The organism is Arthrobacter sp. MAHUQ-56 (assembly GCF_019710585.1).
In the GTDB taxonomy this organism is placed as follows: Bacteria; Actinomycetota; Actinomycetes; order Actinomycetales; family Micrococcaceae; genus Arthrobacter.
This window is the reverse complement of sequence record NZ_JAIFZQ010000004.1, coordinates 287,285-313,609: the sequence shown is the minus strand read 5'-3', so window position 1 is coordinate 313,609 and position 26,325 is coordinate 287,285. Positions and strand designations below refer to the sequence as shown.

The window sequence follows — 26,325 nt, the reverse complement described above, 5'->3', positions numbered from 1 at the left end:
AGGACGGCCCGCGACAGTGGAAGACAACACGGCAGCCGCCCGGGACGAATCCCGCCAACCGACAGCACGCGACCTTGAAGTACTGAGCCGGCAACTGGGGCGTCCCGTCCGCGATGTCGTGGAGATTCCGGCGCGCTGTGTTTGCGGCAACCCGCTGGTCGCCGCCACGGCACCCCGGCTCAGCAACGGCACGCCGTTCCCCACAACCTTCTACCTGACGCACCCTGTCATCACCTCCGCCGTTTCCCGGCTGGAAGCCGCAGGCGTCATGAATGACATGAACGACCAGCTCGCGGCCGATGTGGACCTTGCCGCGGCCTACCGCTCCGCCCATGAGGAATACCTCGCCGCCCGGGAGGCGATCGGCCGGCGTTCCGGCATTGGCCCGGTTCCGGAAATCGACGGCGTCTCGGCCGGCGGTATGCCCACCCGCGTCAAATGCCTGCACGTACTGGTGGGCCATTCCCTGGCCGCCGGTACCGGCGTCAACCCGCTGGGGGACAGGGCGCTGGAACTGATCAGCGAATGGTGGACCGCCGACAAGTGCTACTGCGACGGGGCCTGGGACACCACCGGCGAGGCCCCCTCCAGGGACCTCAGCCGGCACGGGCCCCAGGGCCTGCCGGACATCGTTGGCAGGCCGGCTCCCGTGCGGAAGCCTGCCGGCTCCGGCAAGGCGGCCGAGTGACCCGCGTCGCCGCCATCGACTGCGGCACCAACTCCATCCGGCTCCTGATCGCGGACATCGACCGCAGCAACGGCAGCACCGCCCTGACCGACGTCGTGCGGGAGATGCGCGTCGTGCGCCTGGGCCAGGGCGTGGACGCCACCGGCGAACTTGCGCCCGAAGCGCTGGAACGGACCTTCGCGGCCACCGCCGACTATGCCCGCCTGATCCGGGAACACGGCGCATCGAAGGTCCGGTTCGTGGCAACTTCCGCCAGCCGCGATGCCCGCAACCGCGACGTCTTCGTGGCCGGAATCAGGGACCGGCTGGGAGTGGAGCCGGAAGTCATCTCCGGCGACGAAGAAGCCGCGCTGTCCTTCGCCGGGGCCAGCAGCGTGCTGCCCATCCTCGACGGCCACGAAGTGCTGGTGGTCGACCTCGGCGGAGGGAGCACCGAGTTCGTGCTCGGCACCGCCGCCGGCGTGACGGCGGCAAAATCCGTGGACATTGGCTGCGTGCGGCTGACGGAACGGCACCTGCGGGACGATCCTCCCACTGCCGAACAGATCTCCGCCGCAGAAGCGGACGTCGACGCCGCCATTGCCCGCGCCGGACGCGACGTGCCGCTGGAACGCGCCACCGCCGTCGTCGGTGTTGCCGGGTCCATCACCACCATCACCGCGCACGCGCTCCGCCTGCCGGAATACCGCCCTGACGTCATCCATGGCGCCGAACTCCCCATTGATGAGGTGCGGGCCGCCGCCACCGACCTGCTGACCATGAGCCGGGACAAACGCGCCGCGCTGCCCTACATGCATCCCGGAAGGGTGGATGTCATTGGCGCCGGGGGACTGGTGTGGCGCCGGATCCTGGAACGCGTGGGTGCGCTCAGCGGCGGGAGGATCACTGCGGCCACCGCAAGCGAGCACGACATCCTCGACGGCATTGCGCTGAGTATCGGCTAACCGGATGCAGACAACATCACTGGCACCGACGGTCCTCCGCCGGCTGGGGGCCGGCCTGCTGGCCCTGCTGCTGGCTGCCTGCAGCCTGTGCGCCGGCCTGTTCACCGCTCCCCAGGCCAGGGCGGACGAATGGCGGGACAAAGAGTACTGGCTGGCCGATTCGGGCATCACCAAGGCCTGGGAAGTGTCCAAGGGCGCGAACGTCAAGGTGGCGGTCATCGACAGCGGCGTCGATGCCCAGCACCCGGACCTGAAGGGCGCGGTCAGCGGCGGCTACGACGCCTCCGGCTCCGGCCAGCCCGACGGGCAGAAGAGCGTTGGGTCCAAGCCCGAGCACGGGACGCTCGTCGCCACCATGCTGGCCGGCCGCGGCCACCAGCCTGCCAACGCCACTCCCAGCCCCAGCCCGGGCCCCTCCGCCCCGCTGCCGGACGGCATCATGGGGGTGGCTCCGGAGGCGCAGATCCTGTCCGTGTCCACCTGGCTCGGCTCGCCCAACCCCGCCGGCAAAAGCGACCAGGACCAAATCCCGGAAGCCGTCCGCTGGGCCGTGGACAACGGCGCCAAAGTCATCAACATATCGCTCGGCAGCACCACACCCCAGTGGCCGCAGAGCTGGGACGCCGCCTTCCTCTATGCCGAGCAGAAGGACGTGGTAATCGTCGCCGCTGCCGGCAACCGGGTGGGCGGCAACACGCAGGTGGGCGCTCCGGCCACCATCCCCGGCGTGCTCACCGTGGCAGGACTGGACCGCAAGAACGTGGCAAGCGTGGACGCGTCCTCCCAGGGAATCAGCATTGGCGTTGCCGCGCCTGCCGAGAACCTGGTGGGCGGCCTTCCGGGCGGCAGCTACGCCGAATGGGCCGGAACCTCGGGGTCCACCCCCATCGTGGCCGGCGTGGCCGCGTTGATCCGTTCCAAGTGGCCGGACATGACTGCCGAACAGGTGATCAACCGGATCGTTTCGACAGCTAAGGATGCCGGCGCACCGGGCAAGGACCCGCTGTACGGCTACGGCATCCTCAACGCCGAAGCCGCACTCAAAGCCGACGTCCCCGAGGTGGCAGCCAACCCGCTGGGTTCCATCGCCGAATGGATCCGCGTCCACAGGCGGGGGAACCCCGCAGCTCCGGCAACCCCGCAACCCGCGCCCACCCAGGTGCCAAGCGCTGCACCCACGCTGCCGGAAGCAACCGTTCCCGCTGCCAAGGCTCCCTCCCAGCGGGACAGTGCCGTCGGCGCCGCCGTCGTGATCGGTTTTGCCATCCTGTTCGTGGCCATCATCGCAGCGGCCGCCGTCCAGCTCCGCCGGGCCGCGCGGAACCCGGCCCTCGCCCGCGAAGACCCCGATACGGGAGTAGTGGAAAGGGTCGATTCCCGCCGTAATCCCTAGGTTACGCACGAGGGCCGGAGGCTAGTGAAGATTTTCACAAACTCCTGTATCCTTAAATCATGGCAACCACCCCACAGCTCCAGGACCGTCCCCGGGTACTCGTCGTCGGCGGCGGGTACGTCGGCCTGTACGTAGCACTGAAACTGCAGAAGAAGATCGCGAACGCCGGTGGCATCGTCACTGTCGTCGATCCGCTGCCCTACATGACTTACCAGCCCTTCCTTCCCGAGGTGGCCGGCGGCAACATCGAAGCCCGCCACGCTGTGGTGTCCCACCGCCAGCACCTCAAGCAGACGGAACTGATCCAGGGCCGGGTCACCTCCATTGACCACGTCAACCGCACGGCTGTCGTGGCTCCGGCCGACGGCGGCGAGAACTTCGAGGTTCCCTACTTCGACGTCGTCCTTGCGGCCGGCGCCATCACCCGCACCTTCCCCATCAAGGGGCTTGCGGACAAGGGCATCGGCCTGAAGACCATCGAGGAAGCCGTTGCGCTGCGCAACAAGCTCCTGGAGCGCATTGAGGTTGCCTCCACCATGACCGACCCCGTTGCCCGCGCCCGGGCCCTCACCTTCGTGGTGGTCGGCGGCGGCTTCGCCGGCATCGAGTGCATCACCGAGATGGAAGACCTCGCCCGCGCCGCCGTGCGCAACAACCCGCGCATCAAGCAGGAGGAAGTCCGCTTCGTCCTGGTCGAAGCCATGGGCCGCATCATGCCCGAGGTCACCGCGAAGCAGGCCGACTGGGTGGTTGAGCACCTGCGCAGCCGCGGCATCGAGGTCCTCCTGAACACCTCCCTGGACAGCGCAGAGGGCACCCTCAAGCTGATCAACCTCCCGGACAAGACCCCCGCGCAGGAATTCGAGGCCGACACCCTGGTGTGGACGGCCGGCGTGCAGGCCAACCCGATGGTCCGCTCCACCGACTTCCCGCTCGAACCCCGCGGCCGCGTCCGCGTCCTGCCCGACCTCCGCATTGCCGGTGACGAGGGCATCGTGGAGAACGCCTGGGCCGCCGGCGACATCGCCGCCGTTCCCGACCTCACGGGCAAGGGCCTGCCGGACGGCACCTGCGTCCCGAACGCCCAGCACGCCCTTCGCCAGGCCAAGCGCCTCGCCAAGAACCTGTGGGCGTCGCGCTGGGACAAGCCGCTGGCCGACTACAAGCACAAGAACCTCGGTGCCGTGGCCGGATTCGGTGAATGGAAGGGCGTTGCCAACATCAACCTCCTCGGCCGCATCGGCCTCAAGGGGCCGCTCGCCTGGCTGGCACACCGCGGCTACCACGGCATGGCGATGCCTACCTTCGAGCGCAAGTTCCGCGTGATCTTCAACTGGATCATCAGCTTCTTCGCCGGACGCGACACCACCCAGCTGCTGGACCTGGATAACCCGCGCGGTGCCTTCGTGGCCGCCGCCACCCCGGCTCCGAAGCCGGCTGCTGCCCCGGCCGCCGCCCCGGCCGGCGGCTCAGGTTCAACGGCTGCTGCTGCGCCGAAGGAAACGGTGCCTGCCAGCGCCAAGTAGCCATCGCTGCAGGTGCCATCAGACGTACGACGGCGGCCGGTCCCTTTTTGGGGGCCGGCCGCCGCCGGCGTTTCCAGCCCGGGCCCCTTGGACAGGTACCATTGACCCGGCGCCCCAGTAGCCCAATTGGCAGAGGCAACGGACTTAAAATCCGCGTGTTGTGGGTTCGAGTCCCACCTGGGGTACATCGCGGCAGGAGCCCTCAAGGGGCCCGCCGCCCGGAAGCCGCCTGCGATGCAGGCGGCTTCCGGCATTTAATTCCACATAGGAAACGACTGTTATAAGGCTGTGACCTCAGTCACTTAGTTTCCCTGCTCTCTATGCACTAGCTTGAAGCTAAATCAGGAACACCTGGTTTCACCATGGGCGCCGAGGCGCCCCTACGTTTCCGCATACGCATCGCATGGCCCTGTTTCGGAAGGCAGACACATGTACCGAAAGAAAGTCCTCACCTCGTTGGCGGCAGCAGCCACAGTCAGCATGCTGTTTTCGGCCTGCGCCAACCCGTCGGGTCCCAGCACCGGCGAGAGCTCGGGCGCGTCCAACAAGGTGAACATCCCTGCCATCTCGAAAGTGGACGTCCCGTCCGGCGCGGTGAAGCCGGCCGGCGACGGCAAGGCAACCTGCCCTGCCAGCACCACGATCGCCTACGCCGGAGCACAGACCGGCCCCAACGCCCAGCTCGGCGTCAACATCTTTAACGGCGTCCAGTTGGCCATCGACCAGCACAACAAGGCCAACCCCGGCTGCCAAGTCCAGTTCAAGAAGTTCGATACCGAAGGCGACCCGAACAAGGCCACCGGCCCGGTCACCCAGATGGTCAGCGAGACGGACATCATCGGCGTCATCGGCCTCCCGTTCTCGGGTGAATCCAAGGCCACGGGCAACATCTTCGAGCAGAAGGGACTGGTCCACATCACGCCGTCTGCAACCAACCCGAGCCTGACCGAGAACGGCTGGACCACCTTCTTCCGGGGCCTCGGCAACGACGCCGTCCAGGGCCCTGCAGCCGCCAAGTTCCTTACCGGCAAGATCGGGGCCAAGAAGGTGTACCTGGTCCAGGACGACTCCGACTACGGCATCGGCCTGGGAACCTCCACCTCGGGCGGTCTGGGCAGCGCCTTGACAGGCACGGAAAAGGTGACCACCGGCCAGAAGGATTTCTCGGCTGTCATCTCCAAGATCATGAACGCCAAGGCCGACGCTGTGTACTACGCCGGCTACTACGCAGAGGGTGCGCCGTTTGCCCAGCAGCTTGTGGGCAAGGGCTTCACCGGCACGTTCGTGGGCCCCGACGGCGTGAAGGATGACCAGTTCATCAAGCAGGCAGGCGACGCTTCGAACAACGCCTACTTCACCTGCCCGTGCCTCCCGGGTGAACTGATCCCCGATTTCGCCTCCGCCTACAAGGAAGTCTCCAAGGGTGCGGAGCCCGGTACGTACTCCATCGAGGGCTACGACGCCGCCACCGTCCTCCTGTCCGGTATTGATGCGGGCAAGCAGAGCCGCGCGGACCTGCTCTCCTGGGTCAAGTCCTACGATAAGGACGGCCTGAGCAAGCACTACAAGTGGGATGCCAAGGGCGAGCTCCAGGCCCCAACGGTATACGGCTACAAGGTGGAGAACGGAAAGATCGTTCCCGTCGGCCCGATCGGGGAGTAGCCGGAACGGCGGGAATCGGCTGTGGGGGCCAGCATCAGCAGGCCCCCACAGCCTTTTCTTCGCTCGGCAGCAGCCCATGACCAAACCAGGTCAATAGACATAAGTCCCACGGCCGGGCCCACAAGGCCGCGTGCAACTGGATCAGGATGTTCCCATGCTTCCCTCTCTTGTCCCACTACTCCCGACGGAAAACGACTGGATCACCTTCGACGTCCCGTCGCTGGCCGAAAATTTCTGGAGTGCCACCTTTGACGGCCTCACCTTCGGGGCCATTTATGCGCTCGTAGCGCTGGGTTACACGCTGGTTTACGGTGTGCTCAACCTGATCAACTTCGCCCACTCGGAAGTGTTCATCGTCGGCTGCTATGCCGTCTTTTTCACCCTCAGCGGCCTTGGCTTCGGTCCATCGGTCCCCAGGCTGGACATTTGGGCCATTATTCTCAACCTGCTCCTGGCGCTGGTCCTGGCCATGGTTGCCTCGGCCGTGACGGCTTTCCTGCTGGAGCGCATTGCCTACAAACCGCTGCGCAAACGAAACGCCCCCCGCCTGGTGTTCCTGATCACTGCCATCGGCGCTTCCTTCACCATCCAGTACCTGATCTACCTGTGGCGCGGACCCAGCCCCGAACTGGCGCTGACGATGTTCCGGCCCACCCCCATCTTCGACGTCTTCGGCACCATCATCGATTCGCAGCAGCTGGTGATCATCATCGCCGCAGTCATCATGATGGTGGGCATTGACCGGTTCATCAGCAAGTCACGCACCGGCCGCGGCATCCGCGCTGTCGCCCAGGATCCGGACACGGCAACGTTGATGGGCGTCAACAAAGAGCGCATCATTATTACCACCTTCGTCATCGGAGGCCTGCTCGCGGGAGCCGCCGCCTTGTTCTACGTCATGAAAATCCCGTCCGGTGTCCAGTACAGCGGTGGGTTCGTCCTGGGTATCAAGGCATTCGCCGCGGCGGTGCTCGGTGGCATCGGCAACGTTCGTGGCGCGTTGCTCGGCGGCCTGCTGCTCGGCCTGATCGGTAACTACGGGCAGATCCTGCTGGGCAACTCCCAGTGGACCGACGTCGTCGCGTTCGTGGTGCTGGTCCTCGTGCTGCTGCTGCGGCCGGAAGGCATCCTCGGAACCTCCCTTGGAAGGAGCAAAGCATGAGCATGACGGATGGCCCCACGCCGATGCAGACCGCTGCAGCCGAGCAGGCAGCAGAGGACCGCGAAGCCTCGTCGAAGGCCGCGGGAAGAAGCGACCTGCGCGAGCGGGGGAAACGCAAGCCCGGCTACTTCTCCGACCGCTGGCACGCATTGTCCCGCCAGCAGCAGTGGGCTTTTTTGGTGATCGTTGTAGTACTGGCCTACCTGCTCCCGCTGATCAACCCGCCGATCATCACCACCGAGCCGGGAAACAACTTCGCCCTGGCCTGCTTCGACATGGCACGCTTTGCGCTGATCGCCGTCGGCCTGAATGTCGTGGTGGGCTACGCCGGGCTCCTGGACCTGGGGTACGTTGCCTTCTTTGCGGTGGGTTCCTATGTTGCCGCCATGCTGACCAGCCCGGATTCGCCCTACCTGCACATCCCGTACCTCTGGACGCTTCCTTTGGCCATGGCGGTCACCATGTTCTTCGGCGTCATGCTGGGCGTGCCCACCCTGCGCCTCAGGGGCGACTACCTCGCCATCGTGACGCTTGGCTTCGGCGAGATCATCCGCATCCTGGCCACGATCATCCCCGCCATGAAGGGCCAGGTTGGCTTCCAGAACGTCGGCCACCCGCCGGGTACCGAGGCTGACGGCACGCCCATCTTTTCCAACTCCAACGGCGTGCCCTGGTACTGGCTGACGCTGACCATCATCATCATCGTCACCCTCCTGGTGGGCAACCTGGAACGAAGCCGGGTGGGCCGGGCCTGGATCGCCATCCGCGAGGACGAGGACGCCGCCGAAATCATGGGTGTTCCCACCTTCAAGTACAAGGTGTGGGCCTTCGCCATTGGCGCCGCCATCGGTGGTCTCTCCGGCGCTCTTTTCGCCGGGCAGGTCGGGTTCGTCAACAACCAGAAATTCGACGTCACCACCTCCATCCTGTTCCTCGCAGCCGTCGTGCTGGGCGGCGCAGGCAACAAGGTAGGCGCCATCCTTGGCGGGGCCCTGGTCAGCTACATTCCGCTCAGGTTCACGGCCATTGCCGAGTACAAGTACCTGATCTTCGGCATCGCGCTGGTGCTGATCATGATCTTCCGGTCACAGGGCCTGCTTCCTGCCCGACAACGGTTGCTCGCCTACGGCCGGACGGCCCTGAACAAGGTCACCAACCGGGCCGCCATGGAACCCAAAGACACGGACAAGCCGCCGGCGGGCACGGATTCCCGCGCGGCCGGCGAGAGAGGGGCGGAGGCATGAGCTCCGAGGAAAGGCACGCCGGGTCCAGCAGCGTGGAGGAACAGCCGGCGCAGGAGACCCCGGGGACCCCTGTCGCCCCTGAGCTGGACATGGAAGCCCTGGCGGAAGCCGGGGTTGACCAGGAACTGGCCGAGAAGGTGGCGCCCGACCGCGACATCGCGGTCAAAGTCGGCGACAACATCGTGGAGGTGCAGAACCTGACCATCAAGTTCGGCGGCCTCGTGGCCCTGGACAATATCAGTTTCAACATCAAGCGCGGAGAGATCCTGGGGCTTATCGGCCCCAACGGTGCGGGAAAGACCACCTGCTTCAACGCCATGACAGGTGTCTACAAGCCCACCAGCGGCAAAGTGGTGCTGGAGGGCCAGGTCCTGAACGGCATCAAGCAGCACAAGATCACGCGCCTGGGCCTCTCGCGCACGTTCCAGAACATTCGGCTGTTCGGCGAGATGACCGCGCTGGAAAATGTGGTGGTGGGCCTGGATGCCCGGCACCGCACCAGTGTGGGCGGGGCTTTGCTTCGCCTGCCCACGCACATCCGGGAAGAAAAGTCGGCCATTGAGCGCGGGATGGCGCTGCTGGATTTTGTGGGGATCGGCAGCCATGCGCATGTGCTGTCCCGCCAGCTGCCGTACGGTTACCAGCGGCGGCTGGAGATCGCCCGGGCCCTGGCCACCGATCCCAAGGTGCTGTGCCTTGACGAACCTGCGGCCGGCTTCAACCCCGCGGAGAAAGAGGAGCTCATGGCCCTCATCCGCACCATCAGGGATGAGGGCTACACCGTGCTGCTGATTGAGCACGACATGAAGCTCGTCATGGGAGTGACGGACCGGATCGTGGTGCTGGAATTCGGCAAGAAGATCGCGGACGGACTGCCCCGCGAAATCCGTGAAGACCCGCGTGTTATTGCCGCCTACCTGGGAGAGCCCGAAGATGACGTTGCTTGAACTCAAAGGAGTGTCCGTCCACTACGGCCGCATCCAGGCCCTGCGGGACATGTCCTTCACGGTCAATGAGGGGGAAGTGGTGGCCCTGATCGGGGCCAACGGCGCGGGCAAGACCACCACCATGCGGACCATTTCCGGACTGCTCAACTGCTCGGAAGGCACGATCACCTTCGCCGGCCAGGACATCACAAAGATGAAGGCGCACATCCGGGTTGTCCACGGGATCTCCCAGGCACCGGAGGGACGCGGCATCTTCCCGGGCATGACCGTCATGGAAAACCTGGATATGGGAACTTTTGGCCGCAAGGACAGGAGCGGCGTAGCCAAGGACCTGGAACGCGTCTTCGACCTGTTTCCCCGGTTGAAGGAACGCGAAAAGCAGTTCGGCGGCACCATGTCCGGCGGCGAGCAGCAGATGCTGGCCATTGGCCGGGCGTTGATGTCCAACCCGAAGCTGCTGCTGCTCGACGAGCCATCCATGGGGCTGGCGCCGCAGTTCATCCGCCAGATCTTCAAGATCATCAAGGAGATCAACAACCAGGGCACCACGGTCCTGATGGTGGAGCAGAACGCCAACCAGGCGCTGGCCGGAGCCCACCGGGCATTCGTGCTGGAGACCGGCGAGATCACGCACAGCGGCACCGGCAAGGAACTCCTGGAGGATCCCGCAGTGAAGGAGGCCTACCTGGGCGTCGGGTAGGGCGCCGGGCGCCGGGCAGCCGCCCGGCGCCCGGCCCCGGCCGGGGCCCAAGAGTCACGGTTAGGTTGCGGAGCCGCTGCTGCGGGAACTTTCGGGAGAAGCCCGACGTGGGAATTGGTAGCGTAACGAAAAGTACATCACCCACACCCAACATGGAGGAACCCCGCAATGGCACTTGGCGGCAACCCGATCTTCAACGGAAAGAGTTTCCGTGGAGCCACCCAGGCACCGCCTGTACCGCAGGCTCCTTACGGTGCTCCCTATGGCCAGGCACAGTATGGCCAGCAGCCGTACAGCCAGGCACCCTACGGCCAGCAGGGCTGGAACGCGCAGCCCCAGAGCATGACCGACGAGCAGCTGCGCCAGATGTACAGCCAGCCGTCGGCCGGGCCCGCAGACACCGGCCGGATGACGTTCGACGACGTCATCATGAAGACGGCAGCGTGCCTCGGGGCCGTCCTGGTGGGCGCTGCCATCACCCTCACGGTCGGGCTGGGCCTGGCCTCGATGCTCATGATCGTCGGCGCCCTGGGCGGCTTCGTGCTTGCCCTGGTCAACACGTTCAAGAAGCAGCCCTCGCCGGCCCTGATCCTGGCCTACGCAGCCCTGGAAGGCCTCTTCCTCGGCGGCCTCACCAGGATCCTGGACACGCAGTTCCCGGGCGTCGGCCTGCAGGCCGTCATTGGCACGCTGTCGGTGTTCGCCGTGACCCTGGTCCTCTTCAAGAGCGGCAAGGTCCGCGCCACACCGAAGGCCATGCGGTTCTTCATGATCGCCGTGATCGGGTATGCCGTGTTCGCCCTGGTCAACATGGTGATGATGTGGACCGGTGTCCTGCAGCAGCCCTTCGGCCTGCGCAGCGTTGAGATCTTCGGCATCCCGCTGGGCGTCTTCATCGGCCTGCTGGCCATTGGCCTGGCCGCGTTCTCCCTGATCATGGATTTCACCAGCATTGAGGCGGGTGTCCGCAGCGGCGCGCCGCAGCGCTTCTCCTGGACTGCAGCCTTCGGCCTGACCGTAACGCTGGTCTGGCTCTACGTGGAGATCATCCGCCTGCTGGCCATCCTCCGGGGTAACGACTAGGCACTGCGGCAGCTCCCGCCGTCGTAAATCAAACAACTGTGGGCCCCACCAAGCTGGTGGGGCCCACAGTCTTTAAGTGCTGCCGGCGGCAAGGAGCAGGCGCACCTAGGCGATGCGCATGGCTCCCGCGGCAGGGGAGACGGTGAAGATGTCCGGCGCGGCAAATCCGGCGTCGGCGAAAGCCTTGGCGACGGCGTCGCGGACCTTTTGTTCGGCATCCACCGGAGTGAGCGCGATGGCTGCCCCGCCGAAGCCGCCTCCCGTCATCCGGGCGCCGATGGCGCCGCTGGCCCGGGCGGTGTCCACGGCCAGGTCCAGTTCCGGGCAGGAGATTTCGAAGTCGTCGCGCATGGAGGCGTGGCTGGCGTCCAGCAAGGGGCCGATGGCTGAGGGGCCCTGGCGGCCCAGCAGCTCCACCGTCTGGAGTACCCGGTCGTTTTCCGTAACGACGTGGCGCACCCGGCGGAACGTGACCTCGTCAAGCAGCCCGGCCGCCTCCTCGAGATCACCCACCTCCACGTCACGGAGCGCCTTGACGCCAAGTACCTCGGCGCCGAGTTCGCACGAGGCCCGGCGGGAAGCGTAACCGCCGTCGGAATGGGAGTGTGAAACCTTCGTGTCGATGACCAGCAGCACCAGCCCGGCCGGTTCGGTCTCGAACGGAACCAGGGTGGCCTCCTGGTTCCGGCAGTCCAGGAAGACTGCGTGCCCTCTGGATCCCCGCAGGGACGCTGACTGGTCCATGATGCCCGTGGGCGCACCGACGAAGTCGTTTTCGGCCCGCTGGGTGGCCAGGACCATGTCCTCCGCTTCCAGCCCGGCGCCGGTGAGGTCGTTCAGTGCGGAGATGACGGCGCACTCGATGGCGTGCGACGAGGACAGGCCGGCGCCCAGCGGTACGTTGGAGTCCAGCAGGAGGTCCACGCCGGGGATATCGATGCCGCGTTCGCGCAAGGCCCACATGACGCCGAGGGGGTACTTGGTCCAGCCCTTGGCGGTTCCAGGCTGCAGCGACTCCACCGAGGCGGTGACGACACCGTGGTCCCCGTAGGTGGACAGCAGGCGGACGGTGGAGTCCGGGCGGGCTGCGACCGCAACGCGCGCCGTGCGGTCGATGGCGAAGGGAAGGACGAATCCCTCGTTGTAGTCGGTATGTTCCCCGATGAGGTTTACCCGGCCGGGGGCCTGCCAGACGCCGTCGGGCCGGCCGCCGAACTCGCGGCTGAAGCGATCGGTCAGCTCGTCGGTGCCGGCCGGGGCGGGACCGGCGCCGGGACTGGGGGCTTTGCTCATGCGGGGGCTCCTTCGGGTGCGGCCGCCAGGGCGGGGACAGGCTGGGACGACGGCGGTACGGCGACATTGCGCAGCCGCTCCGCCACGCTTTCCGGCGTGGTGTCGTTGATGAACGCGCCCATTGCTGCTTCCGAACCGGCGAGGTACTTCAGCTTATCGGCGGCACGGCGGGGAGACGTCAGCTGCAGGTGAAGGTAGCCGGCCGGCCGGAGGGCATCATCCAGGGGCGCCTGGTGCCAGGCGGAAATGTACGGGGTAGGGGTGGGGTAGAGGGCGTCGACGCGCTTGAGCAAATCAAGGTATAGGTGCGCGAGTTCGTCCTTCTCCTCGCCGTCCAGTGCGGCGAGGTCCGGGACGTGGCGGTGCGGCACCAGGTGGATTTCCAGGGGCCAGCGGGCTGCGAAGGGGACGTACGCGCTGAAATTCGCACCTTCCAGGACCATCCTGCTGCCGTCCTCGCGTTCGGCCCGCAGCAGGGAGCCGGTCAGGGTTTCCTTGCCATCCTTCGAGTCGTAGTACTTCCGGGCCGCTGCACCCAGGACGCCGGCGCGGGGCGTGACGTAGGGGTAGGCGTAGATCTGCCCGTGCGGGTGGTGCAGCGTGACCCCGATATCCGCGCCGCGGTTCTCGAAGGGGAACACCTGCTTGATCCCCGCCATGGCGCTCAGCGCCTCTGTGCGCTGGGCCCAGGCTTCGATCACCGTGCGGGACCGTTCCGGGCTCAGGCCGCTGAAGGACCCCGTGTGCTCCGGGGTGAAGGAGACCACTTCGCAGCGGCCATAGGCGGGTCCCTTCGTTCCCCACGCCGGGTCCGCGGGGACCGGACCCAGGGCCGGGCCAAGGGAGGGGAAGCGGTTTTCGAACACGACGACGTCATAGTCCCCTGCGGGGATTTCCGATGCGTTGCCGGGAGTGGTGGGGCAAATCGGGCACTGGTCCGCCGGCGGAAGGTGGGTGCGGGTCTGGCGGTGCGCGGCGACGGCAACCCACTCGTCCGTCAACGCATCGAAACGGATCTCGCCCGGTTCACCCCGTGGCGGCAGGCCGCGGTGGTCCGTCGTCAGGTGGGCGGCGCGGGAAGCAGTGCTGCCGGCGTCGTCGAAATAGATCAGCTCGCGGCCGTCCGAGAGTGTAGTACTGGTGATCCCTGTCATGGGGAAATCTTCCCACAAACGATCAATAATGAATAGTTAACAACAAAAAGTAACAAGCGGGTGTGGTGGAGGAGCGGCGCTCCCCGTTGTACGGTAAGGCGCATGACAGTGTCTTCCAACCCGGAAATTCCAGCCCCTGCCAGCCCCCGGACCTGCGCGACGGGCCGCCAATACGAGCTTCGCCGCGGAGATGCCGTGGCAGTGGTCACCGAACTCGCCGCCGGGCTCCGCTCATTCAGCCGCGCCGGGGTCCTGCTCACCGAGACCTACGGCGATGACGAGATCCCGCCCGGCGGGGCCGGCATCACGATGGCACCGTGGGCCAACAGGGTGGAGGACGGGCAGTGGTTGCTGGACGGCAAGAAGCAGCAACTGGATATCACTGAAGTCAGCCGCAACAACGCCAGCCACGGCCTCCTGCGGAACACCGGCTACACGCCGCTCGGGCAGTCGGAGCATTCGGTGTCGCTGGAAGCCACTATTTTTCCGCAGCATGGCTACCCGTTCCTCGCCCGGCACCGCGTGGACTACCAACTGACCGAAGACCTGGGCCTGAGGGTCCGGCAAACCCTGGCAAACGACTCGGCGGCGCCGGCACCGTTTGTCCTGGGCGCCCACCCCTACCTGCGGCTGGGGGACACCCCCGTTGAGGATCTGGTCCTGACGGTTGCTGCCGGCACCCGTCTCGTAACCGACGAGCGGCTGATTCCCCGCAGTTCAGCGCCGGTCGAGGGCGACGCAGATTTCCGTTCGGGCGGGCGCGTCGCCGACCTGGCCATTGACGTTGCCCTCACGGATCTTCGATACGAGGCCGGCAAGGCCCGGCACGTGCTGGCTGCCGCAGACGGCAGCCAGGTGGCCTTGTGGCAGGACGAATCCTGCCGTTACGTCCATATCTACGTGAGCACGGTCTATCCCGGCCGCACCCGTGCCGTTGCCGTGGAGCCGATGACCGGGCCGGCGAACGCGTTCAACTCCGGTGACGGGCTGAGGTGGCTGCCGGCGGGGGAGTCGTTCAGCATGGAATGGGGGATCGATTACGTGCCCGCCACCGGCCGCCGCTAGTTTCCCATTAGCGGACGGCTGCGGAAGTATTGGCATATGAGGCCAAACGAGGACGACGTTACCCAGGCAAGGCAATCTTCCGCGCAGGTATCCGCTGCGCCGCTGCGGGTCCTGACGGACCGTGAACTCGACAAGGACATCCCCTACGGCGTGCGCATTGCCGCGTCCTGGTCCTGGCGCCTGGGGCTGATCCTCCTGATGGCCGGAACCCTGGTGTGGCTGCTCAGCCACGTCACCCTCCTGCTCATCCCGGTGATGGTGGCCGCGCTCCTTGCCGGGCTGCTGAGCCCGGTCACCGCGTGGCTGAAGCGGCGCGGTCTGCCCGCCGGCCTGGCCGTGGCTGTGACCGTCCTTGGTTTCATCGGGGTGATCGCAGGGGCGCTGGCGCTGGTCGGGCGGCAACTCATCGTCGGCTTTGGCGAGCTCTGGTCCCAGGCGCTTGAAGGCGTGCGCCAGGTCCAGGACTGGCTGTCGGCCGGCCCGCTCCACCTGACCGCAGCCCAGATCGACCAGTACGTGAAGGAAGCCAGCGATGCGCTGCAGAACAACAGCAGCAGCATCCTCAGCGGCGCCCTGTCCTTCGGCAGCACCGCCGGACACTTCGCGGCCGGAATGCTCCTGGCGCTCTTCATCCTGATCTTCTTCCTCCTTGAAGGGGACCGGATCTGGGCCTTCCTGGTCCGGCTGCTTCCCCGGAAAGCCCGGGCGGCGGCCTTTGGCGCTGGCCGCAAGGGCTGGGCATCAATGGTCAGTTATGCCCGCATCCAGATGTTCGTCGCAGCTGTCGACGCCATCGGTATCGGTGTGGGTGCTGCGATCATCGGCGTTCCCCTGGCGCTGCCCCTGGGCGTCCTGGTCTTCCTCGGCTCCTTCATCCCGGTGGTGGGCGCCCTGGTCACCGGCGTCGTGGCCGTGCTGCTGGCACTGGTGGCCAACGGTCCGGTCAACGCGCTGATCATGCTGGGAATCGTGCTGCTGGTCCAGCAGCTTGAGGGACACATCCTGCAGCCGTTGGTCATGGGCAAGGCGGTCTCGCTCCATCCCGTTGCCGTGATCCTGAGCGTGGCGGCGGGCTCCTACCTCGCCGGCATCCCGGGCGCGCTGTTCTCCGTGCCCATCCTGGCCGTAGCAAACTCGGCCGTTCGCTACATCGCCGCGAGAACGTGGGAACATGAACAGGTGCCGGTAATTGCCGGAAAGCCCGTTACGGCCGGAGCCGGCCCGGACAACACCATTGAGGACGTTGAACCGCCGGCCGCATCCGACATCGAGAACGACCGGGCCGGCACCACAACTGAACACCGCGATGCCCGCACCGCCTCCCGACCGGGCAACGGGGCCGAACCCAGAGGAGAATAGTCCGTGAAAATCCTTGAAACCCTTCCCGTCACACTGGACGATGTCCTGGAGGCGCAGAAGCTGCTTGACGGGATTATTGCGCGTACGCCCGTTGAGTCATCGCGGGCGCTGGGAAACATGGTGGGCGGGGACGTCTACTTCAAATGCGAAAACCTGCAGCGTGCCGGTTCGTTCAAAGTCCGCGGGGCCTACGTGCGGATGGCACGCCTGTCGCCGGAAGAGAAAAAGCGCGGGGTGGTGGCAGCTTCCGCCGGCAACCATGCGCAAGGTGTCGCCGTCGCCGCGAAGAGCCTGGGCATCAAGGCCCGCATCTACATGCCGCTGGGTGTGGCGCTGCCCAAGCTTGCCGCAACCCGCAGCCACGGCGCTGAAGTGGTCCTGCACGGCCACAACGTGGACGAGGCGCTGGCTGAAGCCCAGCGCTACAGCAACGAGACGGGAACGGTGTTCGTCCACCCCTTCGACAACGTTGACGTCGTGGCGGGCCAGGGCACGCTGGGGCTGGAGATCCTCGAGCAGGTGCCCAACGTGGACACCGTCCTGATGGGGGTTGGCGGCGGCGGGCTCCTGGCTGGGGTCGCCGTCGCCATCAAGGCACGGGCAAGGGAACTGGGCCGGGAGATCCGCATCATCGGTGTGCAGGCCGAAAACGCCGCCGCCTACCCGCCGTCACTGGCGGCAGACGCGCTGGTGCCCTTGAAAAAGGTGTCCACCATGGCGGACGGCATCGCCGTCGGACGCCCGGGGCAGCTGCCGTTCAGCATCATCCGGGAACTCGTCGACGATGTTGTGACCGTCAGTGAGGACTCGCTGGCCCGCGCGCTGATCTTCCTGCTCGAGCGGGCCAAGATGGTGGTGGAGCCTGCCGGCGCCGTCGGCGTGGCCGCCTTAATGGACGGCAAGATCGAGAACCCCGGCACCACCGCGGTGGTGCTCTCCGGCGGCAACATCGACCCGATGCTGATGCTCAAGGTCATCCAGCGCGGCCTCTCCGCAGCAGGCCGCTACATGACCGTGCGGATGATGCTCGATGACCGTCCCGGTTCGCTGGCCACGATCGCCCGCATCATCGCCGAAAACGACGCCAACGTCACCGGACTTGACCACACCAGGGTGGGCGGCTCGATCAGCATGGGAGACGTCTCCATCACCGTGAACCTGGAAACCAAGGGCCACCAGCACGGCGAACAGGTCCTCAGCGCGCTCCGCGCCGAGGGCTTCCAGCCGATCGTTGTGCACTAGGAACGGCCATGGCCGGACCGATGGGTAACGGGCGCCGTCCGGAACGGCAGGCCGTCGCCTCCCGGGCCAGGGGCGGGTTGCTGGTACTGGGCGGGTTCGTGGCTTTGCTCTTTGTCCTCGAGCTGGCCAACAGCCTGATGCTGGGTGCGCTCAACCGGACATTCGGGCTGCGGCCCAGGAGCGCGGACGGGCTGCTGGATATCTTCACTTTCCCGCTCCTGCACGCGAACCTGAACCACCTGCTCTCCAACAGCCTGCCGCTGATCATCTTCGGCTTCCTGGTGTTCCTCTCCGGGCTCCGGGTGTTCCTGACCGCCCTGGCCTTCAGCTGGCTGGGCAGCGGGCTCACCGTGTGGTTGATCGGCGACGGCGTGACCGTGGGCGCTTCAGGCCTGGTCTTCGGGCTTTTCTCGTTCCTCCTGGTGCGGGGCTTCTTCAACCGCAGCTGGCGGCAGATCCTGCTCGCCGTGGTCCTCTTCATGGGCTACGGGAGCATCCTGCTGGGCGTCCTGCCGTTCGTGGCAGGATACATCAGCTGGCAGGCCCACCTCGGCGGTGCTGCCGGGGGAGTGGTGGCAGCGCTTCTTCTTCGTCCACGCCACGTACCGGCAGCCAGGGGATACTGACGCGGGATGCAGGTGCGCCGCACACGCCGGGATTAAAGCGAAAACGGCGGCCGTCCCTGCCAGGGAGGCCGCCGTTTGCGTTGCGCTGGTGCTAGCCCGTGTAGGGCTTGGCGGAGAGGATCTCCACCTTGATGTCCTTGCCGTTGGGCGCCACGTAGCTGAGGGTGTCGCCCTCCTTGTGGCCGAGAATGGCAGCACCAAGCGGGGACTTCTCGCTGAACACGTCCAGGTCCGAACCGCCCGCAATTTCACGGGAGCCGAGCAGGAAGGTCTCTTCGTCGCCGGCGATCCTGGCCACCACGATCATGCCGGGCTCCACGATGCCGTCATCGGCCGGGGCCTCACCCACGTGTGCGTCGCGAAGGAGTGCCGTCAGCTGGCGGATGCGGGCCTCAATCTTGCCCTGTTCCTCCTTGGCAGCGTGGTAGCCCCCATTTTCCTTGAGGTCCCCCTCTTGCCGGGCTGCTTCAATCTTCTGGACGATCTCCGCCCGGCCAGCGCCGGAAAGGTGGTCCAGCTCTGCCTTCAGGCGGTCAAAAGCCTCCTGCGTGAGCCAGGCTGCAGATGCGCTGTTGGTGGTAGACACGGACTTCTCCTCTAGTGGTCCTACATGCAAAAGACCCCGCCACGGTGGCCACTTGTGGAACAGTAACCAGCTCAGCGGGGTGAAGGTATCTACCTATTGTAGTCAATCCTCTGGAGTTAACCCAACCTCGAAGCGTTGCACGTCACAGGTTTTATTGCCCATCCCCGGGGATCCAGCAGCTGTCAACGACGCCGGATACGGACGCTGACTCCGTCCGCACGGTGACCCGCTGGGCAACTGTCCGGCCGCCGTCGGGCGTGCCATCTGCCACCGACGGCGGGATGTCCACAACCTTCCAACCCACCACCGCGAACTTCGAGTCCAAGGCCTTGACCGCGCACTTAACCGCCTTGGCGGGCTCGCGGGTCACCTGGAAATCCACTTCCGCCAGCGTGGAGTCAGTGGTGCTGTAGCCGATGTCCTTGAACGTCACGCCGGACAGCGAATTCGATGTTGAAACCCACGCCAGGAACCCTATTCCCGCCGCCAGTGCAACGCCTGCAGCCGCGCGGGCTGCAGTGGGGGTGAGCCTGCGCTTTTTAGCACCATAGCGATTGGCTAGGCTAGTGTCTGCGGGCGCGGGATGGGCCGGCCGGTCCGGGGAAGTCACCAGACCAGTTTAGTGCCCTTTCCGCCTGCGCTTTGCGGGGTCCAGCAGCCGCCGTACAAGCCAGCCCGCACCGTTATCGTCCGCGGCGCCGCCACAAGCCGCGTCCAGAAGAACCAGGAGCAGTCCCGCCATGACAGCGTCCAGCAAACCCCAGGTGCCGCTCCGGCTGCTGGCAGTCCATGCCCACCCGGACGACGAGTCGAGCAAGGGCGCTGCGACCATGGCTATGTACGCGGCGGCAGGAGTGGACGTCCTCGTGGCCACGTGCACGGACGGCTCGCGTGGCGATATCCAGAATCCGGCAGTGGACGGCGAGCCGCATCCCAAACGGGATATGGCCGGTGCCCGCCGGCTGGAAATGGAGAAGGCCGCGGCCATCCTCAACATCCGGCAACGGTGGCTGGGCTTCGTAGATTCGGGGCTCCCGGAGGGCGACCCGCTGCCGCCCCTTCCGGCCGGCTCCTTCGCAACCCTGCCCCTGCACCGGGCGGCCGCGCCGTTGGTGCGGCTGGTCCGTTCATTCAAACCCCATGTCATCCTCAGCTATGACGAGAACGGTGGCTACCCCCACCCGGACCACATCATGGCCCACCGGGTTGCGGTGGAAGCCTTCGACGCCGCGGGGGACCCCCAGCGTTACCCGGAAGCGGGGGAGCCCTGGGAGCCCAGCAAGCTCTACTACGACCGTGCGTTCAGCCCGGAGCGTTTCCGCGCACTGCATTTTGCACTCGAAGAGGCGGGGCTCCAGTCCCCGTACGCGGAGCGGCTGGCGGCATGGCTGGAGTCCGACGCGGAAGGCCACACCCCGCCACCGGCGGCGCACCCGACCACCACCCAGATCGACTGCGGGGACTTCTTTGAAGTGCGCGACGACGCGCTGCGTGCCCACCGCACGCAGGTTGACCCGCTGGGGTTCTTCTTTGCCGTCTCGCCGGAGATGCAGCGACGCGCCTGGCCTTGGGAGGACTACTCCCTGATCTCTTCGCGGGTGCCGTCCGAACTCCCGGAGAAGGACCTGTTTGCCGGGCTAAGATAGACCCGGCAGGCAATTTCTATCTGGCGTAGAAGACAATAGCGGCCCCGGCCGGCGCTGTCCGCTTCCTGCTGCATCCGTTCCACCAGAAGGTATCCACCGTGCATTCTCTGCTCCTCAGCCTCGCCACCACCCCGACTCCGCTGCCCACTCCCACGCTCCGGGAGGGGATCTCGGAGGACCAGGTAACCCCGGGTCTGCTGGGGTTCATCATGACCGCCTTCTTTGTGGTGGCCACGGCGCTGCTGATCGTCGACATGGTGCGCCGGATCCGCCGGGTCCGCTACCGGGCGCAGGTGGAGGAGGAACGCCTGGCGGCTGCGGCCGCCGCCGACGTGGAGGCTGCCGACGCCCAGGAGGGGCTGGGCAGCCCCCCGGCCGCGGCGCCTGACTCCAATGGCGACGCCTCCGGCCCCGGTCTTCCCGGCCCCCGCAACTAGGCGGGAGGCGCCTCCGTTGGCGGGGCGCGGGGTCAGCGGTGGCGTGCGGTCAGCGGAGGACCGCGATGGCGATTGCGGTGAAATGCGCCGCGAACGCGAAGACGGTAAACGCGTGGAACAGTTCGTGGAACCCGAAATGGTGGTAGCTGAAGTTGGGCTTCTTGAGGGCGTAAAAGACCGCCCCCGTGATGTACAGGACGCCGCCCACGCAGATCAGCACCGCTGCCGGAATGCTGGCCTGGAAGAACTGGGGCAGGTAGAACAGTGCGCCACAGCCCAGGGCAATGTAGATGGGCACGTAGAGCCACCGGGGAGCGTGCGTCCACAGGAGCCGGAACAGCACGCCCAGGATGGCTCCGGCCCAGATGACGCATAGCAGCAGGACAGCCTGCGGACGCTCGAGGAGGGTCCACGCCAGCGGCGTGTAGCTGCCGGCGATGACCAGCATGATGTTGGTGTGGTCCAGCCGTTTCAGGACCAGCTTCACCCCGGGGGACCAGTTGCCGCGGTGGTAGACGGCGCTGACGCCGAACAGCAGGACACCGGTGGCGGCGTAGATCGCAGAGGTGATCTTGCGGTCCGTCGTCGGGGCGAGGACGATCAGCATGATGCCTGCCGCGAGGGCCAGCGGCGCGGTGACGGTATGGATCCAGCCCCGCCACTTGGGCTTGATCATCAGCAGTTCGGCAAGCCTGGCCGCGGCATCGTCAACCGCGCTTGGCCCGGGACCTGTCCCGGCACTGTTCCTGTCCTCCGGCTGGGGTGTCAGCGGAGCCTTCGGAGAGTGGCTGTTCATGGATCAAGAATAACTTACGGCCCGGTAAGTTACCCGCTGGTAACAAGCGGTGGACGCCCGTCCCCGGCATTGCGGGAAGTACCGGCCCGTGGCGGGCGGTAGCCTAGGATGTGCAAGTACGTTCGGCAGGAAAGTCAGGTGAGTGGACGCGTGGAGTTGCCCGGGTTCCTCTATGGCTATTACGAACGCCGTCTGCTCAAAGATCTCCCCAGGGACCGGATTCCCCGGCACATTGGCGTCATGGTTGACGGCAACCGGCGCTGGGCCAAGCAATTCAACGCCCCCACCAGCCAGGGCCACCAGGCGGGGGCTGACAAGATCCATGAGTTCCTCGGCTGGTGCCAGGAACTGGGCGTCAAGGTGGTCACGCTCTACATGCTGTCCACGGACAACATGAACCGCTCCAGCGAGGAACTGGACCTCCTGATGGGCATCATCGCCAACACCCTTGACCGGCTGGACGAGGACGCAAACATTTCCGTCCATGCGATGGGTGCGCCCGAACTGCTGCCCGACTACCTCGCCGAGCGGCTCACCAAGCTGACGGCCAGGACCCCTGTGCGGGAAAAGCTGCACGTCAACGTCGCCGTAGGGTACGGCGGCCGCAGGGAGATCGTCGACGCCGTCCGCGAACTGCTGCACGACGCCGTCGACAAGGGCATGGACATCTCCAAGCTTGCCGACGACCTCTGCGTCGACGACATCTCGCGCTTCCTCTACACCCGGGGCCAGCCGGACCCGGACCTCGTGATCAGGACGTCGGGGGAGCAGCGGCTGTCCGGATTCCTCATGTGGCAGAGCGCCTACAGCGAGTTCTACTTCTGTGAGGCCCTGTGGCCGGCCTTCCGTAAAGTGGACTTCCTCCGCGCCCTCCGGGACTACGCCGGCCGGCAGCGGCGCTTCGGGGCCTGACTTCTGCGGTTCACGGCAAGTTCACGCCGCCGCAACAGGAATCGCCGAATAATGGTTGCGGAAATTACCTGGAGTGGATTTACGTTATATCCATCAGCAGGCAAAACCGCCGGCTGATCGGGGAGGCCAGTACATGGAGCGAAACATCGCACCGGTTGTATGGGAGGCCGGACCCGGCCTCGTGGCCGAGCCGCCTCACCAATAACAAAGCCGGGCTGGGCCCGGGGCTGGAGTCGATGTGGCTACTTCTGAAAAACTGCACGAGGTCCTTTCCGACCAGGCAGGAAAAGCTACCTCTCGCGCCGCGCGAGCCACTACACAAACCGGTTCAGCAACTGATGCTGAGGCCGGTTTTGCCGTCTCCGGAACGGAACCCCTCATCCACACGTTCGTGATCGACACCTCCGTCCTCATCTCAGACCCGCGGGCCCTGCTCCGGTTCGCCGAACACGAAGTCATCGTCCCCGTAGTGGTCATCACCGAACTCGAAGCCAAACGCCACGACCCCGAGCTGGGATACTTCGCCCGCAAGGCGCTGCGGCTCCTCGACGACCTCCGGGTCAAGCACGGCGGCCTGAACGAGCCCATCCCCATCGGGGACGACGGCGGTACGCTCACCGTGGAGCTCAACCACATCTCCTCGGAGGTGCTGCCCCTGGGGTTCCGCAGCGGGGACAACGACAGCCGGATCCTCGCCGTCGCAAAGAACCTCGCCAACGAGGGCAGGAATGTCACCGTGGTATCCAAGGACCTGCCGATGCGGGTCAAGGCGTCCGCCATGGGCCTGACGGCCGATGAGTACCGCAATGAACTGGTCAAGGACTCCGGCTGGACCGGAGTGGCCGAGATCGAAGCCAACGAACAGGAAATCTCCACCCTGTACGGCCACGAGCCCGTCTTCATTCCTGCCGCCGCCGAACTGCCCGTCAACACCGGCCTCGTCCTGCTCTCCAACCGGGGCTCGGCCCTGGGCCGGGTGGGGGCGGACAAGCAGGTACGCCTGGTCAAGGGCGACCGTGACGTGTTCGGCCTGCACGGCAGGTCCGCCGAGCAGCGGCTGGCAATCGACATGCTGATGGATCCGTCCGTCGGCATCGTCTCCATCGGCGGCCGCGCCGGCACCGGAAAGTCCGCCCTCGCCCTCTGCGCCGGCCTGGAAGCTGTCCTGGAACGCCGTGAGCACCGGAAAGTGATTGTCTTCCGGCCCCTGTTCGCCGTTGGCGGGCAGGAACTGGGCTACCTGCCAGGGTCCGAGTCGGAGAAGATGAACCCCTGGGCCCAGGCAGTGTTTGACACGCTGGGCGCCCTGGTCAGCCAGGAAGTGGTGGAGGAGGTCATGGACCGCGGCATGCTCGAGGTCATGCCCCTCACCCACATCCGCGGGCGCTCCCTGCACGACGCCTTCGTGATCGTCGATGAGGCCCAGTCCCTGGAGAAGAACGTCCTGCTCACCGTCATGAGCCGGATCGGCCAGAACTCCAAGATCGTGCTGACCCACGACGTCGCCCAGCGCGACAACCTCCGCGTTGGCCGGCACGACGGAATCGCCGCCGTCGTCGAAACCCTGAAAGGACACCCGCTCTTCGGCCACATCACCCTGACCCGTTCCGAGCGCTCGCCGATCGCCGCACTGGTGACGGAACTCCTGGAGGGCTAGGCGGGGGTGCCCGGGCGCCCCTTCCTCTGCGTGCTGGCTCGTTCCACGCTGCCGGAAGGGCGCCCGGGCACCAGGTCCCGACCCTAGCTAGAGAGAAGGAACCGCGCGGCTGCCTCGTGGCCTTGGACCTGGAGTGTCCAGTCCGGGCGATTGAACTTCTCCAGGGTGAGGCGGACGTGCTGCACCGTTTGGACTTCCGTGCCCCAGGTTTTGCGGGTGGTCCCGTTGAGCTCGTAGCCGAGGGACCTGGAGACGCCGAGGGAGGCTTCGTTCCAGATGGCAGCTTCGGATTCGGCCACGTCAGCGCCGAGCCAGTCAAACGCGTAGAGCGCGACGGCGGCGCGCATCTCTTTGCCCAGGCCGCGGCCCTGGACGGACTGCCTGAGCCAGGAGCCGGTGGTGACTGTCCGAAGGGACGCGAAGTCTTTGGCGCCGACGTCCTGGCAGCCGACAAACCCGCCATCGTGCCAAATACCCAGCAGCAGGGTCCAGGACTCGGGCGTGCACTCGGCCCGGCAACGCCAGTACCAGCGGGCCATGTTCGGGCCCAGCTCCTGCTCCGGCAACGCAGTCCACGGCGTGCTGAAGGGGTTCCTGCCGTTGTCGTGGATGCCACTGCGCGCAGCATCCACGGCCGCAGGAATGTCCTGGTCAGTGATGGGCCTGAGCTCCAGGCGCGGGGTAACCAGCCTGAGATCGAACAAGGGCCAGACGGAGCTCAACGTAGTCATCCGCGAAGCCTAGCCGATGAGCGGTGATCGGTCCGTGCCAGTGGCGGGCTGTGCTCAGGCGGGAATGTCCCAGGTGATGTGCCTGCGGACGTCGGTGAGGTTCATGGACTCCGCGAGGAACAGGTCATCCAGCATGTATTCATCCACGGCGATGATACGCAGCCAGTGCCCGTGTTCCGCCGTTTCCGGCTCCAGCGACTGGCTGGACACGCAAACCCCGGTGCCGACGTCCAGGCGAAGGCGGGACCGGCCGGCAACGCAGAGCGGAGCGGCAGGGTCGCCGGGACGGTAGGCGGGATTGGCAATCGCCTCAGCCTCGAGGACCCGCCGGCCCTCGTGCTCGGCGAACCGGACCTGGAGTATGTCCAAGGCATTGCTCCCGGGGAACTCGAGGGGCACCGGGGCGTTGCCCGCGAGCTCCACGGGATCGAGCGCAGCAGAGAAACGCCCGTTGCCGAAGCCCGGCTCGCCGTAGGCTGCCTCTGGCCGCCGCCGCACCAGCCCGGCGTCGTCGTACACCGGCGTCACCAGGTGCGGGGGCAGGAGCCAGGACTTGCGGGTGGCGCTGACGTAGAAGACGTCCCGGGAATCGTTGATTCCCGTTGTGCTGTACAGGATCTGCCCGTCGGGGCTTTCCAGCCGCAGCGCCCCCGGGCGGCGCAGCCAGGCACGGACAAAGGGAGCGGCAGGATCCGGCGCCCGGTCAAAAGGCTGGTCCCAGTATTCGAAGCGCAGCGACTGCCATTTCCAGGGCGAAGACCGGCACAGGTTCCTGAACATGGTTGCGAGGTCCGCGGGGGCGGCAGCGGTCTCGGGTTGCGCCCCATGCCGGGAGTCCCAGGTCGACATATCCACATTTTACGCGGGCGTGCTACGGCGGGAGTGGCCGGATCCAGTAGCATCCGAGGGGTGATCGGACGATTGGGTGACCTCTGGCAGTACAGTCCGCCTGCCTTCTGGCTGGTGCTGGCGGCCTGCCTCTACTTCGCCGTGATGGCGGTCCGGCTCACCATCATCGACGTCCGGCACCACCTGCTGCCCAACCGGATTGTCTTCCCCGCCTATGCGGTGGCAGGAGTGCTCTTGCTGGCGGCAGCCGCCGTGGCCTGGGCCAGTCCCGTCCAGGCCCCAGTGGACAGCACGGCCGGGATCCTGGCCGTTCCGGCGCTTCGCATCCTGGCCGGGGCGGGAATCCTGTGGCTCTTCTACTTCATCCTGCGGTTTATTTACCCGGCGGGGATGGGTTTCGGCGACGTCAAGCTCGCCGGAGTGCTGGGCCTGTACCTTGGCTACCTCGGGTGGGGCCACCTGTTTGCCGGGACCTTCCTGGCTTTCCTGCTGGGCGGGCTGTGGTCCCTGGCGCTCCTTGCGGCCCGCCGGGGAACCCTGAAATCATCCATTCCGTTCGGCCCGTTCATGCTTGCCGGAACGGCCGCCGCCATGCTGCTGCCGGCCTGAATGGCTTTGGCCTT

26 protein-coding genes and 1 tRNA gene are annotated in these 26,325 nt (G+C 66.3%); 20 read left to right on the top strand and 7 right to left on the bottom strand.

The window, feature by feature from the left end; genetic code table 11:
* Positions 1-16 precede the first annotated feature (16 nt).
* The 11 genes from K4G53_RS03005 (at position 17) to K4G53_RS02955 (ending at position 11,349) form a co-directional block, all read left to right on the top strand.
* Positions 17-688: a DUF501 domain-containing protein gene (locus K4G53_RS03005; RefSeq protein ID WP_221384007.1), complete on the top strand. Its 672-nt coding sequence runs from the start codon at positions 17-19 to the stop codon at positions 686-688.
* A complete protein-coding gene (locus K4G53_RS03000) occupies positions 685-1,632 on the top strand; it encodes a Ppx/GppA phosphatase family protein (protein ID WP_221384006.1) in 948 nt (315 codons plus the stop codon). The genes K4G53_RS03005 and K4G53_RS03000 overlap by 4 nt, the downstream gene beginning before the upstream one ends.
* Before the next feature lie 4 nt (positions 1,633-1,636).
* Positions 1,637-3,025, top strand: coding sequence for a S8 family serine peptidase (locus tag K4G53_RS02995; RefSeq protein ID WP_221384005.1), 1,389 nt, complete (start codon positions 1,637-1,639; stop codon positions 3,023-3,025).
* Between the two features lie 59 nt (positions 3,026-3,084).
* Positions 3,085-4,551: an NAD(P)/FAD-dependent oxidoreductase gene (locus K4G53_RS02990; protein ID WP_221384004.1), complete on the top strand. Its 1,467-nt coding sequence runs from the start codon at positions 3,085-3,087 to the stop codon at positions 4,549-4,551.
* 111 nt (positions 4,552-4,662) lie between these two features.
* Positions 4,663-4,736, top strand: a tRNA-Leu gene (locus K4G53_RS02985).
* A gap of 244 nt (positions 4,737-4,980) precedes the next feature.
* The gene (locus tag K4G53_RS02980) at positions 4,981-6,213 is read left to right on the top strand and encodes a branched-chain amino acid ABC transporter substrate-binding protein (RefSeq protein WP_221384003.1); all 1,233 of its coding nucleotides are present in this window, start codon (positions 4,981-4,983) and stop codon (positions 6,211-6,213) included.
* A 154-nt stretch (positions 6,214-6,367) separates the two neighbouring features.
* Positions 6,368-7,375 (top strand): branched-chain amino acid ABC transporter permease, encoded by a 1,008-nt coding sequence (locus K4G53_RS02975; RefSeq protein WP_221384002.1) that lies wholly within the window; start codon positions 6,368-6,370, stop codon positions 7,373-7,375.
* The gene (locus K4G53_RS02970) at positions 7,372-8,619 is read left to right on the top strand and encodes a branched-chain amino acid ABC transporter permease (protein ID WP_221384001.1); all 1,248 of its coding nucleotides are present in this window, start codon (positions 7,372-7,374) and stop codon (positions 8,617-8,619) included. Before K4G53_RS02975 ends, K4G53_RS02970 begins: the two co-directional genes overlap by 4 nt.
* Entirely contained in the window at positions 8,616-9,566 is a 951-nt protein-coding gene (locus K4G53_RS02965) for an ABC transporter ATP-binding protein (RefSeq protein ID WP_260323084.1), read from the top strand. The genes K4G53_RS02970 and K4G53_RS02965 overlap by 4 nt, the downstream gene beginning before the upstream one ends.
* Positions 9,559-10,266: an ABC transporter ATP-binding protein gene (locus tag K4G53_RS02960; RefSeq protein WP_374226141.1), complete on the top strand. Its 708-nt coding sequence runs from the start codon at positions 9,559-9,561 to the stop codon at positions 10,264-10,266. The genes K4G53_RS02965 and K4G53_RS02960 overlap by 8 nt, the downstream gene beginning before the upstream one ends.
* A 168-nt stretch (positions 10,267-10,434) precedes the next feature.
* Positions 10,435-11,349 carry a Bax inhibitor-1/YccA family protein gene (locus tag K4G53_RS02955; RefSeq protein ID WP_221383999.1) on the top strand — a complete coding sequence of 305 codons (915 nt, stop codon included), beginning with the start codon at positions 10,435-10,437 and terminating at the stop codon, positions 11,347-11,349.
* A gap of 105 nt (positions 11,350-11,454) precedes the next feature.
* On the opposite strand, the gene galK is transcribed toward K4G53_RS02955, so the two are convergent.
* Positions 11,455-12,642: a galactokinase gene (gene galK / locus K4G53_RS02950; protein WP_221383998.1), complete on the bottom strand. Its 1,188-nt coding sequence runs from the start codon at positions 12,640-12,642 to the stop codon at positions 11,455-11,457.
* Positions 12,639-13,796 carry a galactose-1-phosphate uridylyltransferase gene (galT, locus tag K4G53_RS02945; RefSeq protein WP_221383997.1) on the bottom strand — a complete coding sequence of 386 codons (1,158 nt, stop codon included), beginning with the start codon at positions 13,794-13,796 and terminating at the stop codon, positions 12,639-12,641. Before galT ends, galK begins: the two co-directional genes overlap by 4 nt.
* A gap of 102 nt (positions 13,797-13,898) precedes the next feature.
* On the opposite strand from galT, the gene K4G53_RS02940 reads away from it, so the two are divergent.
* Genes K4G53_RS02940 through K4G53_RS02925 form a run of 4 tightly spaced genes read left to right on the top strand, consistent with a single transcriptional unit; the run spans position 13,899 to position 18,088 of the window.
* Positions 13,899-14,861 (top strand): aldose 1-epimerase family protein, encoded by a 963-nt coding sequence (locus K4G53_RS02940; RefSeq protein ID WP_221383996.1) that lies wholly within the window; start codon positions 13,899-13,901, stop codon positions 14,859-14,861.
* Between the two features lie 36 nt (positions 14,862-14,897).
* Positions 14,898-16,220, top strand: coding sequence for an AI-2E family transporter (locus K4G53_RS02935; RefSeq protein WP_221383995.1), 1,323 nt, complete (start codon positions 14,898-14,900; stop codon positions 16,218-16,220).
* A 3-nt stretch (positions 16,221-16,223) separates the two neighbouring features.
* Entirely contained in the window at positions 16,224-17,462 is a 1,239-nt protein-coding gene (gene ilvA, locus K4G53_RS02930; RefSeq protein WP_221383994.1) for a threonine ammonia-lyase, read from the top strand.
* Positions 17,463-17,470: 8 nt separating this feature from the next.
* The gene (locus K4G53_RS02925; RefSeq protein ID WP_221383993.1) at positions 17,471-18,088 is read left to right on the top strand and encodes a rhomboid family intramembrane serine protease; all 618 of its coding nucleotides are present in this window, start codon (positions 17,471-17,473) and stop codon (positions 18,086-18,088) included.
* 91 nt (positions 18,089-18,179) lie between these two features.
* Here K4G53_RS02925 and greA read toward each other — a convergent pair whose 3' ends face one another.
* Positions 18,180-18,674 carry a transcription elongation factor GreA gene (gene greA, locus K4G53_RS02920; RefSeq protein WP_221383992.1) on the bottom strand — a complete coding sequence of 165 codons (495 nt, stop codon included), beginning with the start codon at positions 18,672-18,674 and terminating at the stop codon, positions 18,180-18,182.
* A gap of 151 nt (positions 18,675-18,825) precedes the next feature.
* Positions 18,826-19,284, bottom strand: a complete 459-nt coding sequence (locus tag K4G53_RS02915) for a DUF4307 domain-containing protein (protein ID WP_221383991.1) — start codon at positions 19,282-19,284, stop codon at positions 18,826-18,828.
* A gap of 130 nt (positions 19,285-19,414) precedes the next feature.
* Here K4G53_RS02915 and mca point away from each other — a divergent pair, with 130 nt between their 5' ends.
* Both mca and K4G53_RS02905 read left to right on the top strand, forming a co-directional pair.
* Positions 19,415-20,320 carry a mycothiol conjugate amidase Mca gene (gene mca / locus K4G53_RS02910; RefSeq protein ID WP_221383990.1) on the top strand — a complete coding sequence of 302 codons (906 nt, stop codon included), beginning with the start codon at positions 19,415-19,417 and terminating at the stop codon, positions 20,318-20,320.
* Positions 20,321-20,418: 98 nt separating this feature from the next.
* Complete coding sequence (locus K4G53_RS02905) at positions 20,419-20,757, top strand: hypothetical protein (RefSeq protein WP_221383989.1); 339 nt, start codon at positions 20,419-20,421, stop codon at positions 20,755-20,757.
* A gap of 49 nt (positions 20,758-20,806) precedes the next feature.
* Here K4G53_RS02905 and K4G53_RS02900 read toward each other — a convergent pair whose 3' ends face one another.
* Complete coding sequence (locus K4G53_RS02900) at positions 20,807-21,553, bottom strand: hemolysin III family protein (protein ID WP_374226137.1); 747 nt, start codon at positions 21,551-21,553, stop codon at positions 20,807-20,809.
* A 150-nt stretch (positions 21,554-21,703) separates the two neighbouring features.
* On the opposite strand from K4G53_RS02900, the gene K4G53_RS02895 reads away from it, so the two are divergent.
* Positions 21,704-22,465, top strand: a complete 762-nt coding sequence (locus K4G53_RS02895; protein WP_308287805.1) for an isoprenyl transferase — start codon at positions 21,704-21,706, stop codon at positions 22,463-22,465.
* A gap of 238 nt (positions 22,466-22,703) precedes the next feature.
* Positions 22,704-24,122 (top strand): PhoH family protein, encoded by a 1,419-nt coding sequence (locus tag K4G53_RS02890; protein WP_221383987.1) that lies wholly within the window; start codon positions 22,704-22,706, stop codon positions 24,120-24,122.
* A gap of 83 nt (positions 24,123-24,205) precedes the next feature.
* Here the strand turns inward: K4G53_RS02890 and K4G53_RS02885 are convergent, their stop codons facing one another.
* Together K4G53_RS02885 and K4G53_RS02880 are read right to left on the bottom strand one after the other, a co-directional pair.
* Positions 24,206-24,853: a GNAT family N-acetyltransferase gene (locus K4G53_RS02885; RefSeq protein WP_221383986.1), complete on the bottom strand. Its 648-nt coding sequence runs from the start codon at positions 24,851-24,853 to the stop codon at positions 24,206-24,208.
* Between the two features lie 54 nt (positions 24,854-24,907).
* Positions 24,908-25,702, bottom strand: coding sequence for a hypothetical protein (locus K4G53_RS02880; RefSeq protein WP_221383985.1), 795 nt, complete (start codon positions 25,700-25,702; stop codon positions 24,908-24,910).
* A 60-nt stretch (positions 25,703-25,762) separates the two neighbouring features.
* On the opposite strand from K4G53_RS02880, the gene K4G53_RS02875 reads away from it, so the two are divergent.
* Complete coding sequence (locus tag K4G53_RS02875; protein ID WP_221383984.1) at positions 25,763-26,311, top strand: A24 family peptidase; 549 nt, start codon at positions 25,763-25,765, stop codon at positions 26,309-26,311.
* Positions 26,312-26,325 lie beyond the last annotated feature (14 nt).

Bases quoted from the DNA above. Each gene is read 5' to 3' on its own strand.
- K4G53_RS02995 (WP_221384005.1), top strand. From the start codon at position 1,637: ATGCAGACAACATCACTGGCACCGACGGTCCTCCGCCGGCTGGGGGCC.
- K4G53_RS02990 (WP_221384004.1), top strand. From the start codon at position 3,085: ATGGCAACCACCCCACAGCTCCAGGACCGTCCCCGGGTACTCGTCGTC.
- K4G53_RS02980 (WP_221384003.1), top strand. From the start codon at position 4,981: ATGTACCGAAAGAAAGTCCTCACCTCGTTGGCGGCAGCAGCCACAGTC.
- K4G53_RS02975 (WP_221384002.1), top strand. From the start codon at position 6,368: ATGCTTCCCTCTCTTGTCCCACTACTCCCGACGGAAAACGACTGGATC.
- K4G53_RS02970 (WP_221384001.1), top strand. From the start codon at position 7,372: ATGAGCATGACGGATGGCCCCACGCCGATGCAGACCGCTGCAGCCGAG.
- K4G53_RS02965 (WP_260323084.1), top strand. From the start codon at position 8,616: ATGAGCTCCGAGGAAAGGCACGCCGGGTCCAGCAGCGTGGAGGAACAG.
- K4G53_RS02955 (WP_221383999.1), top strand. From the start codon at position 10,435: ATGGCACTTGGCGGCAACCCGATCTTCAACGGAAAGAGTTTCCGTGGA.
- galK (WP_221383998.1), bottom strand. From the start codon at position 12,642: ATGAGCAAAGCCCCCAGTCCCGGCGCCGGTCCCGCCCCGGCCGGCACC.
- galT (WP_221383997.1), bottom strand. From the start codon at position 13,796: ATGACAGGGATCACCAGTACTACACTCTCGGACGGCCGCGAGCTGATC.
- K4G53_RS02940 (WP_221383996.1), top strand. From the start codon at position 13,899: ATGACAGTGTCTTCCAACCCGGAAATTCCAGCCCCTGCCAGCCCCCGG.
- K4G53_RS02935 (WP_221383995.1), top strand. From the start codon at position 14,898: ATGAGGCCAAACGAGGACGACGTTACCCAGGCAAGGCAATCTTCCGCG.
- K4G53_RS02925 (WP_221383993.1), top strand. From the start codon at position 17,471: ATGGCCGGACCGATGGGTAACGGGCGCCGTCCGGAACGGCAGGCCGTC.
- mca (WP_221383990.1), top strand. From the start codon at position 19,415: ATGACAGCGTCCAGCAAACCCCAGGTGCCGCTCCGGCTGCTGGCAGTC.
- K4G53_RS02900 (WP_374226137.1), bottom strand. From the start codon at position 21,553: ATGAACAGCCACTCTCCGAAGGCTCCGCTGACACCCCAGCCGGAGGAC.
- K4G53_RS02885 (WP_221383986.1), bottom strand. From the start codon at position 24,853: ATGACTACGTTGAGCTCCGTCTGGCCCTTGTTCGATCTCAGGCTGGTT.
- K4G53_RS02880 (WP_221383985.1), bottom strand. From the start codon at position 25,702: ATGTCGACCTGGGACTCCCGGCATGGGGCGCAACCCGAGACCGCTGCC.